We start from the raw sequence: 16,036 nt of genomic DNA, 5'->3' as shown, positions 1-16,036 counted from the left end.
TCTGTCGGCGAATTCGCCTAAAAATGAAGACTATTTCTGTTATGGAATCCTGGAAAGTTAACCTCATTTCAGTCTGGTTCGGCTGTTTCTTCACCGGACTGGCTATCAGCCAGATATTGCCCTTCCTGCCGCTGTACGTGTCGCAGCTGGGGGTCACTTCCCATGAAGCGCTCTCCATGTGGTCCGGCCTGACGTTCAGCGTGACGTTTCTGGTCTCTGCCATAGTGTCACCGATGTGGGGAAGCCTGGCGGACCGTAAGGGGCGCAAGCTGATGCTGCTACGCGCCTCGCTGGGGATGGCGATAGCCATTTTGCTCCAGGCCTTCGCCACCAACGTCTGGCAGCTGTTTCTTCTGCGTGCGATTATGGGGCTGACCTCCGGGTACATTCCGAACGCCATGGCGCTGGTGGCCTCGCAGGTACCGCGCGAGCGGAGCGGCTGGGCGCTCAGCACGCTTTCCACGGCACAGATCAGCGGGGTGATTGGCGGCCCGCTGCTCGGCGGCTTCCTGGCTGACCATGTCGGGCTGCGTGCGGTCTTTATCATTACCGCCATCCTGCTGACGATCAGCTTCCTGGTTACCCTTTTTCTGATCAAAGAGGGCGGACGGCCGGTTGTCAGCAAATCCGAACGCCTGAGCGGAAAGGCGGTTTTCGCCTCGCTGCCTTATCCGGGCCTGATGATTAGCCTCTTTGTAACGACGATGGTTATTCAGCTCTGCAACGGCTCGGTGGGGCCGATTCTGGCGCTGTTTATCAAGTCGATGGCGCCGGACAGCAGCAATATTGCGTTTCTGAGCGGGATGATTGCCGCTGTACCCGGCGTGTCGGCGCTCATGTCCGCACCGCGTCTGGGGAAGTTGGGCGACAGGATCGGTACGGCACGTATTCTGATGGCAACGCTCATCATTGCAGTGATCCTCTTTTTTGCCATGTCGTTCGTCACCACACCGCTTCAGCTCGGTATCCTGCGCTTCCTGCTTGGCTTCGCGGATGGCGCTATGCTACCCGCTGTACAGACGCTGCTGGTGAAATATTCCAGTGACCAGGTAACCGGCCGAATTTTTGGCTACAACCAGTCCTTCATGTATTTAGGCAATGTAGCGGGCCCGCTTATTGGCGCCTCTGTCTCGGCGATGGCGGGATTCCGCTGGGTATTTGCTGCGACGGCGGTGGTGGTACTTCTGAATATTATTCAACTGGCGTTTGCCTTGCGCCGTCGCAGGCGAATCGCTGAGTCAAAGTCGGCACGATAAACGCGATAATATATTATTTATTCTTATGAACGCCGCATTTTTATATAACGAAATGCGGCGCCTTTCTTTTAGAAAAACGTTTCGCTTTCGCTTTTAAATATCTTTTTTGGCAGCGATGTCACTTTTGCATAAGATAAAGCCAATCCATGCTTTTCATTATTCAGTGAGGGTGTTAATTTCAGGGGAAATCACATAAGGAAATAGCACCATGAAAAATCTCATTGCTGAGTTGTTGGTTAAGCTTGCCCAAAAGGAAGAAGAGTCAAAAGAGCTGGTTGCCCAGGTCGAGGCGCTGGAAATCGTTGTGACGGCCCTGCTGCGACAGATGGCAAAACCGGAACAGGAGGCATTGATCGACAACGTTGAAGGCGCGCTGGAAAAAGCGCGTCCTGATTCACAGGTGCCTGCGGAAGATGCGGAGCTGCTTCAGCAATACGTAAAGAAGCTTTTAAGGCATCCTCGCAGCTAACCTGCCTGAAGTGAAATGACATGTTACTGAATTGTCATGCAGGATGCCTGGCGTCGCTCTGTTTTTATTTTTACACATTTATGCAGGGGGAATTAAATTGAGACAGGGCACATTTTTCACCGCATAATCTCCGTTATTAATTATCGCCTCCCCGGGCGAAGCCGGTTAATGACCATTGTGCCGCGACGGGACTGAAATAACAGGAGAGCCCGGCGAAAATCCGGTGCGCAGGGTGGTTTTTTTTCCGTAACGAACCAGACTTAATGTGGAACTTCACATAAAGGATGGTGCAATGAAAACAACAATACTGGTCACCCTGCTCTCTGGCCTGTGTCTGATCGCCTCGGCACACGCGGAAGAGAAAACATTAACGCCCCAGCAGCAGCGTATGACGACCTGCAATCAACAGGCGACATCGCAAAGTCTGAAAGGGGATGCTCGTAAAACGTACATGAGCGACTGCCTTAAAAATGGTGCGACCAAACCGGGTGAAAAAAGCCTGACTCCGCAGCAGCAAAAAATGCGCGAGTGCAACGCCCAGGCGACACAGCAGATGCTGAAAGGGGACGATCGCAGCAAGTTCATGAGCGCGTGCCTGAAGAAACAGGCGTAGTGCTAACGGGTGAGTCACGGCTGTGACTCACCCAAAATTTCATACTTTCCCCGCTAACCCCCTCTCTATAATTTGGGAAAATATATTCAGAATATTCCCAAAAATGATGAATGATGAGTTTTATGACATTCACGAGAACATTCGGGAAGCCTGGCACCAGCAGCTTTCTCAGGATGATTCATACCGTTCCGGTCGGCGATTTGCCCGGCGGATACGGCTGGCACGCATCGTTGGTCTGGCGGCGCTATTTATTCCGCTTGCCAGCGTTCTGGTGAGCCAGTTTCTTTCCGGCGTCTGGTGGTTGTTGCTGGTGGGCTGGGTCTTTGTCTGGCCGCATCTGGCCTGGCAGCTGGCTATTCGTTCCGCTGACCCCCACAGCAGTGAAACCGTTAATCTGAAAATCGATGCCATTATTGCCGGTGTCTGGATGGGGCTAATAGGGTTTAGTGCGCTGCCAACGGCGGCGCTGATCGTGATGATCGGCATGAATATGATGGGATCGGGGGGATGCCGGTTATTTCTGACAGGGCTCGCGCTGCTTGCTCTGTCTGCCCTGCTCACCGTGCAATCCACGGGTACTCCTGTTCTATTGACCTCTGAACCGCTGGCGTTGTGGCTGACGCTCCCCGTGCTGGTGGTCTACCCCATGCTGTTTGCCTGGCTCAGCCACCGCACGGCGATCCGGCTGGCAGAGCATAAGCGTCGGCTTGAGATCATGAGTACCCGCGACGGAATGACCGGCGTGTTCAATCGCCGTCACTGGGAAACGCTACTGCGTAACGAATTTGAGGCCTGCCGTCGCAGCCATCGACAGGCGACGATACTGCTCATTGATATCGATCACTTCAAGACGATCAACGACACCTGGGGGCATGACGTGGGGGATGAAGCGATTGTTGCCATTACGCGCCAGCTTCAGCTGACTCTGCGCTCAGGCGATTATATTGGCCGCTTTGGCGGGGATGAGTTTGCGGTGATTATGTCCGGTACGCCTGCCGACAGCGCGATTGCTGCGATGTCGCGCGTCCACGAACGGCTGGTCAACATGCCGCTACACGGGGCACCAATGGCGAGGTTATGTATCAGCGTTGGGGTTGCCGCGTGGGGCGCGCAGTTCACCCACTATCGTGAATGGCTAAAGGCGGCAGACGTGGCCCTTTATAAAGCTAAAAATGCCGGACGGGGCCGCACCGAAGTAGCCGCCTGACGTCCGGCATTGCGCATCAGGACTTACTCAGCTTCTCTGATTTTTCCATGCATTTTTCCATCGCCTCGATCACGGCGGAGCGGAACCCACGATCTTCCAGCACGCGCACGGCTTCAATGGTTGTGCCGCCCGGCGAGCACACCATATCTTTCAGTTCGCCCGGATGCTTACCCGTTTCCAGCACCATTTTGGCCGAGCCCAAGACTGCCTGCGCCGCAAATTTGTAGGCCTGCGCGCGCGGCATTCCACCCAGAACGGCGGCATCGGCCATGGCTTCGATAAACATAAAGACATACGCCGGGGCAGAGCCGCTCACGCCGACTACCGGGTGGATCATCGGTTCAGCAATCACTTCCGCTTCGCCGAAGCAGCGGAAAATATTCAGTACATCCGCCACGTCTTCAGAGGTGACCAGCGCGTTCGGGGTAACGGAGGTCATACCGGCATTCACCAGCGATGGGGTGTTTGGCATGGCGCGGACAATCTTACGGTCGTGGCCCAGCGCGCGGGCGAGCTGATCGAGAGTCACGCCTGCGGCAATCGACACCACCAGGGTCTCTTTGTTCAGGCTGGAGGTGATCTCGCTCAGGACTTTAATCATTATATTCGGCTTAACGGCGCCAAAGACAATATCCGCCACCTGAGCCACTTCCTGAGCGCTTTCGGCGGCGTTGACACCATACTCATCACGCAGCGCCGCGACTTTATCCGGGGATGGGGTATAGACCCAAATCTGCCCCGGCAGCACCTGCCCGCTGGCAATCAGTCCGCCGAGGATAGCTTTACCCATGTTTCCGCAGCCGATAAACCCGATTTTCTTTTCCATCACGTCTCTCCGTTATTATGCGTTGTTATCTCTCACAGATAGCTTAACAACGAAATGCAGGCGACAATAGCCGCCAGAAACATAATGGGGAGACACTATGGCGATTTGGGTTGATGCGGACGCGTGTCCGAATGTGATTAAAGAGATTTTATTTCGTGCTGCCGAACGCGTGCAGATGCCGATGACGCTGGTGGCGAATCAGAACATCCGCGTGCCGCCCTCCAGATACATCCGTTCTCTGCGCGTTCCGGCCGGGTTCGACGTGGCGGATAACGAGATAGTACGCCTGTGTGACGCAGGGGATTTGGTGATCACCGCAGATATCCCGCTGGCTGCCGATGTACTGGCGAAAGGGGCGGCGGCGCTGAATCCGCGCGGCGAACGCTATTCACCGTCAACAATCCGGGAGAAACTCACCATGCGTGATTTTATGGATACGCTTCGTTCCAGCGGGGTGCAAACTGGTGGACCGGACAGCCTGTCGCAGCGCGATCGCCAGCAGTTTGCCGCCGAGCTGGATAAATGGCTGCTGGAAGTGAAGCGCCGTCCGGCGTAGCCCTCCTTTAGGCTGTTTTGTGGTACAGTGTGACTTCCACAGGCTTGTCATTCCGTACCGCTTTGCAGTAAAGTTAGCGCAACATCTTCTGCAATCATTTCTTTACAGCCTTCAGTTATCCGGCAGCAAGGGGAACACCTGGTTATGCACCCACCCATCTTTTTAGTTGGCCCTCGCGGCTGTGGGAAAACCACCGTTGGTCATGCGCTGGCGCGACTGTGCCAGAGTCAGTTTGTTGATACTGACCACTGGCTCCAGGAGAATGCCGGTCAGACTATTGCCGATATCGTGGAGAATGAGGGTTGGGAGAGCTTTCGTGCGCGCGAAACGGCCACGCTGGAAGCGGTAACCGTACCGTCAACCGTAATAGCGACCGGTGGCGGCATTATTCTGGCACCGTATAATCGCCAGTTTATGCGTGAAAAGGGAGTCGTGATCTACCTCTGTGCCCCGGTCTCGACGCTGGTTGGGCGGCTGGAGGCGTTTCCGGAAGAGGGGCAGCGTCCGGCGCTGACGGCGAAACCGCTGAGTGAGGAAGTCAGCGACGTGCTCGCCGAACGTGATGCACTGTACCGCGAAGCGGCACACCACGTTGTGGATGCATCGGCGTCACCCGAGAAAGTTGCGATTCAGATTATTACCGTCCTGCGTTTGGCTTGCGCCAGCTAACAGCCGTCTATACTCATAGCTCAGACATAAAAAAAGGATGAGCTATGCCAACCAGACCTCCCTATCCACGTGAAGCCCGCATCGTTACCATCGAGAAAGGTAATGGCGATCAGACCGTAACCTGGTACCAGCTGCGTGCCGATCACCCCAAACCCGATTCGCTGATCAGCGAACATGAAACTGAACAGGAAGCGCTGGATGCGAAACGGCGCTATGAGGATCCTGAGAAGTCCTGACAGAAATCCGAATTCGTTACAACCGTGCCTGAATCACACTTTTACCTTATCGCCGATGTTAAGTAGCAGTTAATATTTAGTTATTACAGGTGGATTCGGAAAGGCCAGTCGATCTTTACACTACGGTGTAGAGATCCCCTGCTACGCTTGGTGCTGTTTTGTTGAATAAATGAACTGTACAGCGTAGTGAGCCTGTACCTGTGTGGCAGTTGTGGTAGTAACGGAAGGCGATCAAAATGAAGGCGACGTTGGCGATCCTCACGATTGGTGTGGTCCCTGTAAGCGAAGTATTACCGCTCTTAACGGAGCATGTCTCTGAACAACAGATTACGCATCTCAGTCTGTTAGGGAAGCTGAGTCGGGAAGAGGTCATGGAAGACTACGCAGTCGGGGAGGGGGAAGATCCCCTGGCAACGTTACTCAGTGACGGCAAACTGGCGCATGTATCGCGCCAGAAAATTGAGCGTGCGCTACAGGGCGTGATAGAAGTTCTTGATAATCAGGACTATGACGTCATCCTGCTGATGAGCACGGCACCCGTCAAAGGACTCAGTGCGCGTAATGCCATTCTGCTCGAACCGATGCGGATCATTCCGCCACTGGTGGCGTCAATTGTTGATGGCCATCAGGTTGGGGTCATCGTCCCCGTTGAGGAACTGCTGGATAACCAGACGGTGAAGTGGGCCGCGCTGGAGCGCACTCCCTTATACGCACTGGCAAACCCGTTCTGGGACAGCGAAGCGAAGCTGATTGCGGCCGGGCAGGAGTTGATCGAAAGAGGGGCGGATGTCCTGATGCTTGACTGCCTGGGCTTCCATCAGCGGCATCGTGATTTACTGCAAAAGGCGCTGGATGTTCCGGTGCTGCTCTCTAACGTCCTGATGGCGCGTCTGGCGGCAGAATTACTGGTGTAATGATTTTGCGTGACAGGTCATGAGCATGGCCCCTATAGTGGATTTTTCTCTATAAATATAAGGGCCAGTTCATGCTTCAAAGTAACGAATACTTTTCCGGTAAAGTGAAATCCATTGGTTTTACCAGCAGCAGCACTGGCCGCGCCAGTGTGGGCGTAATGGCGGAAGGGGAATATACCTTTGGCACCGCAGAAGCGGAAGAGATGACGGTGGTCAGCGGCGCGCTGAACGTCTTGCTGCCGGGTGAAACGGAGTGGAGAGTGTATAGTGCGGGGCAGGTATTTAACGTGCCAGGCCACAGCGAATTCCATTTACAGGTTGCAGAGCCAACCTCTTATCTGTGCCGTTATCTTAAGTGATTTTTTCTCCTCTCCCCTATGGGGAGAGGAGGATGGGTAATTATCTCTGCGCTTCGCCGCCGAGACCTTCCACCAGATTCTGGATCAACGCCGCCAGTTCTCCGGTCATCAGGATAAAGTCTGCGTCAAAGCGCTGAGCATAATCCTCGCGGTCAATGTCTTCGTTCTGATCGCGCAGTTCATCGCAGAATTTAAGGCGCTTCACGGAGCCGTCATCACACATCACAAACTGAATGCGCTGCTGCCAGTCCAGTGCCAGTTTGGTCACCACTTTGCCCGCTTCAATGTGCACGGCAATTTCGTCGCTCACCAAATCCTGTTTCTTCGCGCGGATCACGCCGCCATCTTCCAGCAGTGCTTTAAGCTCTGCTTCATCAAGGATCTGGAAGCCCTGAGCGGCAGTCCCACTGCGCACCCACTCGGTCAGGGTCAACTCAATTGGCGTTTCCAGCGCCAGCGGTACCACCGGTAATGATCCAAGGCTCTTACGCAGCAGCGCCAGCGTATCTTCCGCTTTTTTAGCGCTGGCGCAATCCACCATGATCAGCCCGTTAACGGTGTCGATCCACATCATGGTCTGACTGAAGCGGCTAAAGGCGCGCGGCAGCAGCGAGTGCAGCACTTCATCTTTCAGCGAATCTTTTTCGGTTTTTTTTAGCTTACGGCCCTGTTCAGCTTCCAGCTTGAAGATCTTCGCTTCGAGCGCCTGCTTAACCACGGGCGTCGGCAGGATCTTCTCTTCTTTACGGGCGCATACGATGATTTGCCCCGTGCTGCTGGCGTGGGTCAGCGCATCGCTTTGAGAACCCATTGGCGGAACCCAGCCGGTTTTTGCCATATCCTGGCTACCGCAAGGGGTAAAGGAGTAAGCGGCTAACTGTTTTTCCATCTCTTCTGCACGCAGCGAAACGTCGCGGCTGAGACGGTAAACCATCAAATTTTTGAACCACAGCATGATAATTTCCACGGCCTTGTCGTTAAATCAGCGGGCATGATAACGAATTGTCGCATCGCTTGCATTGCTAATCGGGAAGCGGGCTTCTACTCTGTTGATAATCAAAATAATGAGGAGTGTCTTGTGCGTATTGGGATCGATTTGGGCGGCACCAAAACAGAAGTCATTGCACTGAGCGAGCAGGGGGAACAGCTGTTCCGCCACCGCCTGCCTACGCCGCGCGATGATTATCACCAGACCCTTGAGACAATTGCCCGCCTGGTCGCTATGGCAGAGCAGGCAACGGGCGAGACGGGGACGGTCGGGATGGGGATCCCCGGCTCCATTTCGCCGTATACCGGCGTGGTAAAAAACGCTAACTCCACCTGGCTCAACGGTCAGCCGTTTGATAAAGACCTAAGCCAGCGTCTGAACCGGGAAGTGCGTCTGGCAAATGACGCTAACTGCCTGGCGGTGTCCGAGGCCGTCGATGGCGCAGCGGCTGGCGCGCAGACCGTTTTTGCGGTAATCATCGGCACCGGCTGCGGGGCAGGCGTGGCCTTCGGCGGACGCTCGCATATTGGCGGCAACGGCACCGCGGGCGAGTGGGGGCATAACCCGTTACCGTGGATGGACGAAGATGAACTCAAATACCGCGCTGAAGTGCCGTGCTACTGTGGCAAGCAGGGCTGTATTGAGACCTTTATTTCCGGCACGGGGTTTGCCACCGATTATCATCGTCTGAGCGGCCAGCCGCTCAAGGGCAACGAGATTATGCGACTGGTTGAGGAGCAGGATCCGGTGGCTGAACTGGCGCTCAGCCGCTACGAAATGCGGCTGGCGAAATCACTGGCGCATGCGATCAATATTCTCGATCCCGACGTCATTGTGCTGGGCGGCGGCATGAGCAACGTCGACCGGCTGTACGCGACGATGCCCACGCTGGTGAAACAGTGGGTATTTGGCGGCGAGTGCGAAACGCCGATCCGCAAAGCCGTCCACGGCGATTCCAGCGGCGTGCGCGGCGCGGCGTGGTTGTGGCCGGAATAAACGCAAAACAGCAACGCAAGTTGCTGTTTTTGTTGTTTTTACCCTCTCCCCGTGGGAGAGGGCCAGGGTGAGGGCACCAGACCGCACAATCCCCCCCTTTACTGAACCGCAAACTCCCTGTCCAGCCTGCTATATCCCAGCCCGTTGATCTTCTTGACTTTGATCTGCACCGGGATTCGTTCTTTCATTGCCTCTACGTGGCTGATCACGCCGATGGTTTTCCCCGTAGCGTTCAGCGCGTCGAGCGCATCCAGCGCGGTGTCCAGCGTTTCGCTGTCGAGCGTCCCGAACCCTTCATCCAGGAACAGCGAGTCAATGCGCGTTTTGTGACTGACCAGATCGGAAAGCGCTAAGGCCAGCGCCAGACTGACCAGGAAACTCTCCCCGCCGGAAAGCGTACGCGTATCGCGTACCGCATCGGCCTGCCAGGTGTCGACCACTTCCAGCTCCAGCGCGTCGCTGGCTTTACGCTGAAGCAGATAGCGACCATGCAGACGATTGAGCTGCTGGTTGGCAAGCCACACCAGGTTATCAAGCGTCAGCCCCTGGGCGAACTTGCGGAATTTATCGCCTGTGCTGGAGCCTATCAGCGCATTCAGATAGCCCCAGTCGTCCGCCTGACGCGCCGCCTCCTCAATCTGCTGCATAAGCGCCTGCTGATGCAGACGGTTATCGGCGTCCTGTTTGAGCTGCTGGCGGATTTCCCCCTGATGCGTGGTGTTGTCCCGAAGCTGTTGCGCCAGCTGATGTAACCGTGCCTGAAGCGTTGCGGCATCGGTTTCCAGCCCGTCCGGGCGCTGCGCCTGATGCGCCTCAAGCTGCTGGCTTGCCTGCACGGATAGCGCAGTGGCCTGCTGAAGCTGGTTCTCCAGCGTCTGCTTTTGCTGTTCAAGCTGGCGGATCGACGCTTCATCCAGCAGGGCTGAGAGAAATGCCGCCCGATCGGCAAAGCAGCTCGCGGTTAGCGCGGCGCTGAACTGAGCCTGGGATTGCTGGAGCCGTTCACGCTCAAGGGCCTCCTGCTGCTGTAGGGTGTTGAGCTGGCTTTGCAGCGATACGCATTCGTCGTGGATCCCGCGCCAGTTCTCAGGAACGCTCGCGTCCACTTCTGCGTCATCGGACGCTGGCAGTGTATCCAGAACGGGCATCAGGGCGTTAATCCGTTCCTGAATCGTTATGTGCTGGGCCTGTTTTTCCTGCCACAGGGTATATTCGCTTTCGCGCGCGCTCAGCCAGGCGCTTTCAGCGCCTTCTTCGGGTACGTTAAGCGACAGTGATTCTAGCGAGGCTGCCAGTGCCTGACGCGTCGCCGTCAGCTGTTGCTGGTACTGGCGCGCCTGACCTTCCTGTTCACTGAGCTGATTTTGCAGCGTCAGACGCTGGCTGAAATGATAAAGCTGGCGTTCGTACTGCTCCTGTTCGCGCATCCAGGGGGCGATATCATCCTGAATATTCAATGCTATGTTCAGGGACGTGCAGACCTCCTGCCACTCTTTAGTGAGCGCTTGCTCTTCCTGAGTAAGGGCCTGGGCTTCGTCTGCCTCGCGCTGGATCTGCTGGGTCAGCGCATTCACCTGCCCGAGCACCAGCAATCCTTCCTCTTTTAGCGCGGCCACCTCTTTTTCCAGCGCGTCGCGGCGGCGCTGATTGTCAGTCAGTTCAAGCGCCTGATACTGCACAACTGCCGGGTGTTCGCTTGATCCGCAGAGTGGACAAGGAACACCCGCTTCGAGCTGAGCACGATAGTTCTCAAGATCTTTGATTGTCGCTTCACGCTCACAGAGCGCTTTCAGGTCGGCGAAGTGCTGATTTTTCTCTTTATACTGCTGGCGCCGCAGGGTCAGCGTATTATGGAGCTTGGCCAGCTCAGCCTGCGCTTTCTGCACGCTTTGCGCATGCTGGCGCAGCCGTTTTTGCAGCGGCTGGTAGCGAGCGTGAAGCGCGGTCAGGCGCTGGCGGAGCGCCCGCGATTGGGCCAGTTGCTCCATTGCCCTCGCGAGATCCTCCGCCGTCAGCGTCAACGTACTTTCAGGCATCTCAGCCAGCTTCTGACGAAGCTCAGCCATGCGCGCTGACTGGGCAACAAGCTGATTTTTATCGCGACTCAGCTGCGTAAAATGCGCCCGCCAGCCGGCAATTTCCTGCCCCCACTGACGGAAACGATCGTGTTCGGTCAGCCACTGCGTCAGTAACGTGTGCTCTGTCTGCAACTGTTCACGGTTGCGCAGCGCACCGTTGCGAATACGCGAGCGCTGCGCCGCTCTGTCGAGTAAGCGAGTATTTACTTCAACAATTCGCTCTGTTGTCTGCGCCAGGCGGGTGGTCTGTTCCTGCTGATGCTCCCATAGCGAACGTAGCTGGGCGGCGGGCTGCGCCAGCTGGAGTTTCGCCAGTTGGGGCGCGGCGTCCGTCAGTGCCTGTTGCGCCTGCTGCTGCGAAGCGGCTGTGCGCTGCTGCTCACGTATCAGCTCGTCGTTACGCGTAAGCCACTGAAAATCTTTCTGTTGGCTCTGCTGCTGTGCCAGCAGGGTTTTCTCTTCGTCAGTAAGTGCCTGCAAACTTTGCTGCAAGTGCTGCTGCTGTTCCTCGGTCAGCAGCACAACGCCTGCGGCCTGCGCTTCGCACATTTCCAGCGCGTTGCGTGCCGCTTTGTGATTTTCAAAAACCATGGCGGAAATGTGACCGTAAATTTCCGTCCCGGTCAGTTCTTCCAGCAGTTCTGCGCGATCGCCCGGTTTAGCATTCAGGAAGGCGGCAAACTGCCCCTGAGAGAGCAACATCGAGCGGGTAAAGCGGCTGTAGTCCAGCCCGGTCAGCGCGGCGGTTTGGTCCAGCTTATCCGTGACTTTGTCGGCCAGAATTTTGCCGTCTTCGCAGCGGGCCAGCTCGACGCGCGGCGCCTGTAAGTTCCCGTCCGGCTGGTTGCGGGCGCGGTTCTGGCTCCAGAAAGCGCGATAAGCAACGCCTTTGACCTCAAATTCTACTTCTGCCAGACACTCTGCGGTATCGCGTGTCATCAGGTCGTTTTGCGCCTGGGAGACCTTATTCAGACGCGGCGTTTCGTGGTACAGCGCCAGGCAGATGGCATCCAGCAGCGTGGTTTTCCCCGCGCCGGTGGCGCCGGTGATGGCAAACAGCCCGTTGCTGGCGAACGGCTCCGCGGTGAAATCAATTTTCCACTCGCCTTTAAGCGAGTTCAGGTTTTTCAGACGCAGGCTCAGAATTTTCATGCGTTTCCTTCCTCGTCATTGAGGGCGTGCAGTGTCTGAGTAAACAGCTCGTTCAGCCTGACGCGTCTGGCGTCGTCCATCTCTTCAAGCGCCAGCCGCCGCTCGAATACCTCTTCTGCCCGAAGTTCACTTAGCGTTTCACGTTGGGCGCTCAGTAGAATTTTCTCGCGCTGTTCGCGGCTGCGACGTACCAGCAGCACGTCTACCGGCAAATCTTCGGTCAGAGCCTGTATTTTTCGTTGCATATCATGCAGGTAGTCATCAGTGGTGATTTCAATATCCAGCCAGACCGGTGGATCACGCTCTGCGCCGCGCCATTGTTCAAGCTGTTCCGTAATCGCGGCAAGATCGCCTTTAAGCACCGCCAGCGGCTGGGTGATCGGCACCTCCAGCGTCTCGACGGCGCTGAGTTTACCGTCGGCGAAGCTCACCAGATTCACGGACTTGGCTTTGCCGGTTTCATCGAAACTGAGCGAAATGGGGGAGCCACAGTAGCGGATATGCTCGCAGCCGCCGATGACCTGCGCCCGGTGTATGTGCCCGAGTGCAATGTAGTCGGCGGGCGGGAAATTCTGCGCCGGAAACGCGTCCAGCGTACCGATATAGATTTCGCGCACCGCGTCACTCTTACTGGCCCCGACGGTTGTGAGATGCCCGGTGGCAACGATCGGAACGGCCTGTTCGCCGCGCAGGGCGCAGGCTTCCGTGTACTGCTGGTGATAATAGCGGGTGATGGCCTGCAACAGATGCTGCTGTTTTTCGCTGCCGGACAGACCGGCCTGGCTTTGCACGATATCCCGCGGGCGTAAAAACGGGATTGGACACAGCACCGCGCCCGGCGTGCCGTCGCGTTTTTTCAGGATCTGCGGCGCGTGTCCGGCGCTGGCCACCACGGTGGTATTGAGGAACGCCAGAATATCGCGGGATTCATTCAGCGTTGCCACGGAGTCATGGTTTCCGGCAACAATGACCAGGTGACATCCGGTTTGCTGGAGGTTGACCACAAAACGGTTGTACAGCTCACGCGCATAGCTCGGCGGCGATCCGGTATCGAAAATGTCGCCCGCCACAATAATCGCATCCACCTCGTGAGACTCAGCCGTTTCCAGCAGCCAGTTCAGGAAAGCGTCATGTTCAGCGGCGCGGCTTTTGCTGTAAAAATTTTGACCCAGGTGCCAGTCTGAGGTGTGAAGTATGCGCATAAGAGATCCGTGGCATTAATAATAAAGCAGGATTATAAACTTTCGGGAAACGGAAAATAACCGCTGTAATAAAACACCAGTTTGCCATTTATAGTGGTAATGTTTTTCATAAATCTGTCATAAATCTGACGCATAATGACGCCGCATTACAGACTTGTAACTTAAATACGATAAGACAGGGCAAAGTATGGCGAGACGTATTCTGGTCGTAGAAGATGAAGCTCCGATCCGTGAAATGGTGTGCTTCGTGCTTGAACAAAATGGCTTCCAGCCGGTTGAAGCGGAAGATTATGACAGCGCGGTGAACCAGCTGAATGAACCCTGGCCCGATCTGATCCTGCTGGACTGGATGCTGCCCGGCGGTTCCGGATTACAGTTTATCAAGCATATCAAACGCGAGGCGATGACCCGCGAAATTCCGGTGGTGATGCTCACGGCGCGCGGTGAGGAAGAGGATCGCGTGCGCGGTCTGGAAACCGGCGCGGACGATTACATCACCAAACCTTTCTCCCCGAAGGAGCTGGTTGCCCGCATTAAGGCCGTGATGCGCCGTATTTCGCCGATGGCGGTGGAGGAGGTGATTGAGATGCAGGGCCTGAGCCTTGACCCGACCTCGCACCGCGTCATGACCGGCGAAAATCCTCTCGACATGGGGCCGACCGAATTTAAGCTCCTGCACTTCTTTATGACTCACCCGGAGCGCGTCTACAGCCGCGAACAATTGCTGAATAACGTCTGGGGAACTAACGTCTATGTCGAAGACCGAACGGTTGACGTCCATATTCGCCGCCTGCGTAAAGCACTGGAACTGAGCGGCCACGATCGCATGGTGCAGACGGTCCGCGGCACGGGTTATCGTTTCTCGACCCGTTTCTGAACAATGACAGGAGTGTGACGCGTGCTGGAACGTCTGTCATGGAAAAGGCTCGTCTTTGAACTGATCTTATGCTGTATTCCGGCCCTCATTCTGGGGGCTATTTTTGGCTATTTGCCGTGGTTTTTACTGGTGGCCGTGACGGGATTACTCGTCTGGCATTTCTGGAATTTACTACGTCTTTCCTGGTGGCTATGGGTCGACAGAAGTATGACCCCCCCGCCGGGAAGCGGGAGCTGGGAACCGCTCCTCTACGGCCTGCACCAGATGCAGATGCGTAATAAAAAGCGCCGTCGTGAGCTGGGAAGCCTGATCAAACGCTTTCGCAGCGGCGCGGAGTCGCTACCGGATGCGGTGATCCTGACGACAGAAGAAGGGACAATCTTCTGGTGTAATGGCCTCGCACAACAGCTGCTGGGCCTGCGCTGGCCGGATGATAACGGCCAAAATATCCTTAACCTTCTGCGTTATCCCGAGTTCACGCTGTACCTGAAAAAACGGGATTTTTCCCGGCCGCACAATCTGAAGCTTAATAACGGTCGCCATCTTGAAATCCGCGTAATGCCCTACAGCGATCGGCAGTGGCTGATGGTGGCGCGTGACGTTACCCAGATGCACCAGCTTGAGGGCGCTCGCCGCAACTTCTTTGCTAACGTTAGCCACGAGCTGCGTACGCCATTAACGGTGCTTCAGGGCTACCTGGAGATGATGCAGGAGCAAACGCTTGAGGGGGCGCCGCGTGAGAAAGCGCTGCATACCATGCGGGAGCAGACGTTCCGCATGGAAGGGCTGGTCAAACAGCTGCTGACGCTTTCAAAGATTGAGGCGGCCCCGTCGCTGGCGCTAAGTGACATCATTGATGTGCCGATGATGTTGCGGGTGGTGGAGCGCGAAGCCCAAACGCTGAGTCAAAATCAGCACACGCTGGCTTTTGACGTTGATAACTCGCTGAAAGTGTTGGGCAGTGAAGATGAGTTGCGGAGCGCTATTTCAAACCTGGTTTATAACGCCGTGAATCATACCCCCAAAGGGACACATATCACGGTGCGCTGGCAGCATACCCCGGCGGGGGCTGAGTTTAGCGTCGAAGATAACGGGCCGGGGATTGGGCCAGAACACCTTCCGCGTCTCACCGAACGGTTCTACCGGGTGGATAAAGCGCGCTCGCGGCAGACCGGGGGGAGCGGACTGGGGCTGGCCATCGTCAAGCATGCCGTCAGCCACCACGAAAGCCGGCTCAATATCGAAAGTACCCTCGGTAAGGGCACGCGCTTTAGTTTCGTCATCCCGGAACGATTAATTGCCAAAAAGCGCGCCTGACGGCGAGTGTGTCAGGCTACCTTTCCACGGGCCAGCGATTGCTGGCCCGTTTACTTTGCAGTCAAGCGAAACGCGAATGAATATTATACGGTTGGTGCTTTTTTGTTCGCATGATTAGCCATGAGTTTTTCTTATACATGGCATATTATGTTGGTCTGCATTTTCATGCTGGCATATTGTTCTGGTTTTACGATCCCTCCTTGCCTTTAAACGTTATAAGCGTTTAAATTGCCCCCCATATACTGTCAGACCGACTGTATTTGCGTGGTAAATCGAAAAACTATTCTTCGCCACGCCAGGACGGGAGCATATCCCGCTGAA

16 protein-coding genes are annotated in these 16,036 nt (G+C 55.9%); 12 read left to right on the top strand and 4 right to left on the bottom strand.

What is annotated here, in order from left to right:
* The first annotated feature begins 41 nt into the window (after positions 1-41).
* The 4 genes from G6Q29_RS06820 to adrA all read left to right on the top strand — a co-directional run bounded on the left by G6Q29_RS06820 (position 42) and on the right by adrA (position 3,545).
* Positions 42-1,256 carry a multidrug efflux MFS transporter gene (locus G6Q29_RS06820; protein WP_165465020.1) on the top strand — a complete coding sequence of 405 codons (1,215 nt, stop codon included), beginning with the start codon at positions 42-44 and terminating at the stop codon, positions 1,254-1,256.
* A 208-nt stretch (positions 1,257-1,464) separates the two neighbouring features.
* Positions 1,465-1,725, top strand: coding sequence for an anti-adapter protein IraP (gene iraP, locus G6Q29_RS06815; protein ID WP_003859148.1), 261 nt, complete (start codon positions 1,465-1,467; stop codon positions 1,723-1,725).
* Positions 1,726-2,017: 292 nt separating this feature from the next.
* The gene (psiF, locus tag G6Q29_RS06810) at positions 2,018-2,338 is read left to right on the top strand and encodes a phosphate starvation-inducible protein PsiF (protein ID WP_045334499.1); all 321 of its coding nucleotides are present in this window, start codon (positions 2,018-2,020) and stop codon (positions 2,336-2,338) included.
* Positions 2,339-2,441: 103 nt separating this feature from the next.
* Positions 2,442-3,545 carry a diguanylate cyclase AdrA gene (gene adrA, locus G6Q29_RS06805; protein WP_165465019.1) on the top strand — a complete coding sequence of 368 codons (1,104 nt, stop codon included), beginning with the start codon at positions 2,442-2,444 and terminating at the stop codon, positions 3,543-3,545.
* Positions 3,546-3,561: 16 nt separating this feature from the next.
* Here the strand turns inward: adrA and proC are convergent, their stop codons facing one another.
* Complete coding sequence (proC, locus tag G6Q29_RS06800) at positions 3,562-4,371, bottom strand: pyrroline-5-carboxylate reductase (RefSeq protein ID WP_165465018.1); 810 nt, start codon at positions 4,369-4,371, stop codon at positions 3,562-3,564.
* Positions 4,372-4,468: 97 nt separating this feature from the next.
* On the opposite strand from proC, the gene G6Q29_RS06795 reads away from it, so the two are divergent.
* The 5 genes from G6Q29_RS06795 to ppnP all read left to right on the top strand — a co-directional run bounded on the left by G6Q29_RS06795 (position 4,469) and on the right by ppnP (position 7,105).
* Complete coding sequence (locus G6Q29_RS06795) at positions 4,469-4,927, top strand: YaiI/YqxD family protein (protein ID WP_165465017.1); 459 nt, start codon at positions 4,469-4,471, stop codon at positions 4,925-4,927.
* A gap of 144 nt (positions 4,928-5,071) precedes the next feature.
* Positions 5,072-5,596, top strand: a complete 525-nt coding sequence (aroL, locus tag G6Q29_RS06790; RefSeq protein WP_165465016.1) for a shikimate kinase AroL — start codon at positions 5,072-5,074, stop codon at positions 5,594-5,596.
* Positions 5,597-5,640: 44 nt separating this feature from the next.
* Positions 5,641-5,832 carry a protein YaiA gene (gene yaiA, locus G6Q29_RS06785; protein ID WP_165465015.1) on the top strand — a complete coding sequence of 64 codons (192 nt, stop codon included), beginning with the start codon at positions 5,641-5,643 and terminating at the stop codon, positions 5,830-5,832.
* 236 nt (positions 5,833-6,068) lie between these two features.
* Positions 6,069-6,746, top strand: coding sequence for an AroM family protein (locus G6Q29_RS06780; protein WP_165465014.1), 678 nt, complete (start codon positions 6,069-6,071; stop codon positions 6,744-6,746).
* Between the two features lie 71 nt (positions 6,747-6,817).
* The gene (gene ppnP / locus G6Q29_RS06775) at positions 6,818-7,105 is read left to right on the top strand and encodes a pyrimidine/purine nucleoside phosphorylase (protein WP_165465013.1); all 288 of its coding nucleotides are present in this window, start codon (positions 6,818-6,820) and stop codon (positions 7,103-7,105) included.
* Positions 7,106-7,145: 40 nt separating this feature from the next.
* Here ppnP and rdgC read toward each other — a convergent pair whose 3' ends face one another.
* On the bottom strand, positions 7,146-8,060 hold the full coding sequence (gene rdgC / locus G6Q29_RS06770) for a recombination-associated protein RdgC (protein WP_006809928.1): 915 nt from the start codon (positions 8,058-8,060) through the stop codon (positions 7,146-7,148).
* 123 nt (positions 8,061-8,183) lie between these two features.
* On the opposite strand from rdgC, the gene mak reads away from it, so the two are divergent.
* Positions 8,184-9,089, top strand: coding sequence for a fructokinase (mak, locus tag G6Q29_RS06765; protein ID WP_207309777.1), 906 nt, complete (start codon positions 8,184-8,186; stop codon positions 9,087-9,089).
* Between the two features lie 98 nt (positions 9,090-9,187).
* Here the strand turns inward: mak and sbcC are convergent, their stop codons facing one another.
* Both sbcC and sbcD read right to left on the bottom strand, forming a co-directional pair.
* Positions 9,188-12,319: an exonuclease subunit SbcC gene (sbcC, locus tag G6Q29_RS06760; protein ID WP_165465011.1), complete on the bottom strand. Its 3,132-nt coding sequence runs from the start codon at positions 12,317-12,319 to the stop codon at positions 9,188-9,190.
* Positions 12,316-13,521 carry an exonuclease subunit SbcD gene (gene sbcD, locus G6Q29_RS06755; RefSeq protein ID WP_165465010.1) on the bottom strand — a complete coding sequence of 402 codons (1,206 nt, stop codon included), beginning with the start codon at positions 13,519-13,521 and terminating at the stop codon, positions 12,316-12,318. The genes sbcC and sbcD overlap by 4 nt, the downstream gene beginning before the upstream one ends.
* Positions 13,522-13,708: 187 nt before the next feature.
* Between sbcD and phoB the strand changes: the two genes are divergently transcribed.
* Positions 13,709-14,398, top strand: coding sequence for a phosphate response regulator transcription factor PhoB (phoB, locus tag G6Q29_RS06750; RefSeq protein ID WP_165465009.1), 690 nt, complete (start codon positions 13,709-13,711; stop codon positions 14,396-14,398).
* 21 nt (positions 14,399-14,419) lie between these two features.
* Positions 14,420-15,715 carry a phosphate regulon sensor histidine kinase PhoR gene (gene phoR / locus G6Q29_RS06745; protein WP_165465008.1) on the top strand — a complete coding sequence of 432 codons (1,296 nt, stop codon included), beginning with the start codon at positions 14,420-14,422 and terminating at the stop codon, positions 15,713-15,715.
* The last annotated feature ends 321 nt before the right edge of the window (positions 15,716-16,036 follow it).

This window comes from Enterobacter cloacae (assembly GCF_011078175.1).
Classification (GTDB): Bacteria; Pseudomonadota; Gammaproteobacteria; order Enterobacterales; family Enterobacteriaceae; genus Enterobacter; species Enterobacter cloacae_Q.
This window is presented reverse-complemented; position numbering and strand designations above follow the sequence as displayed.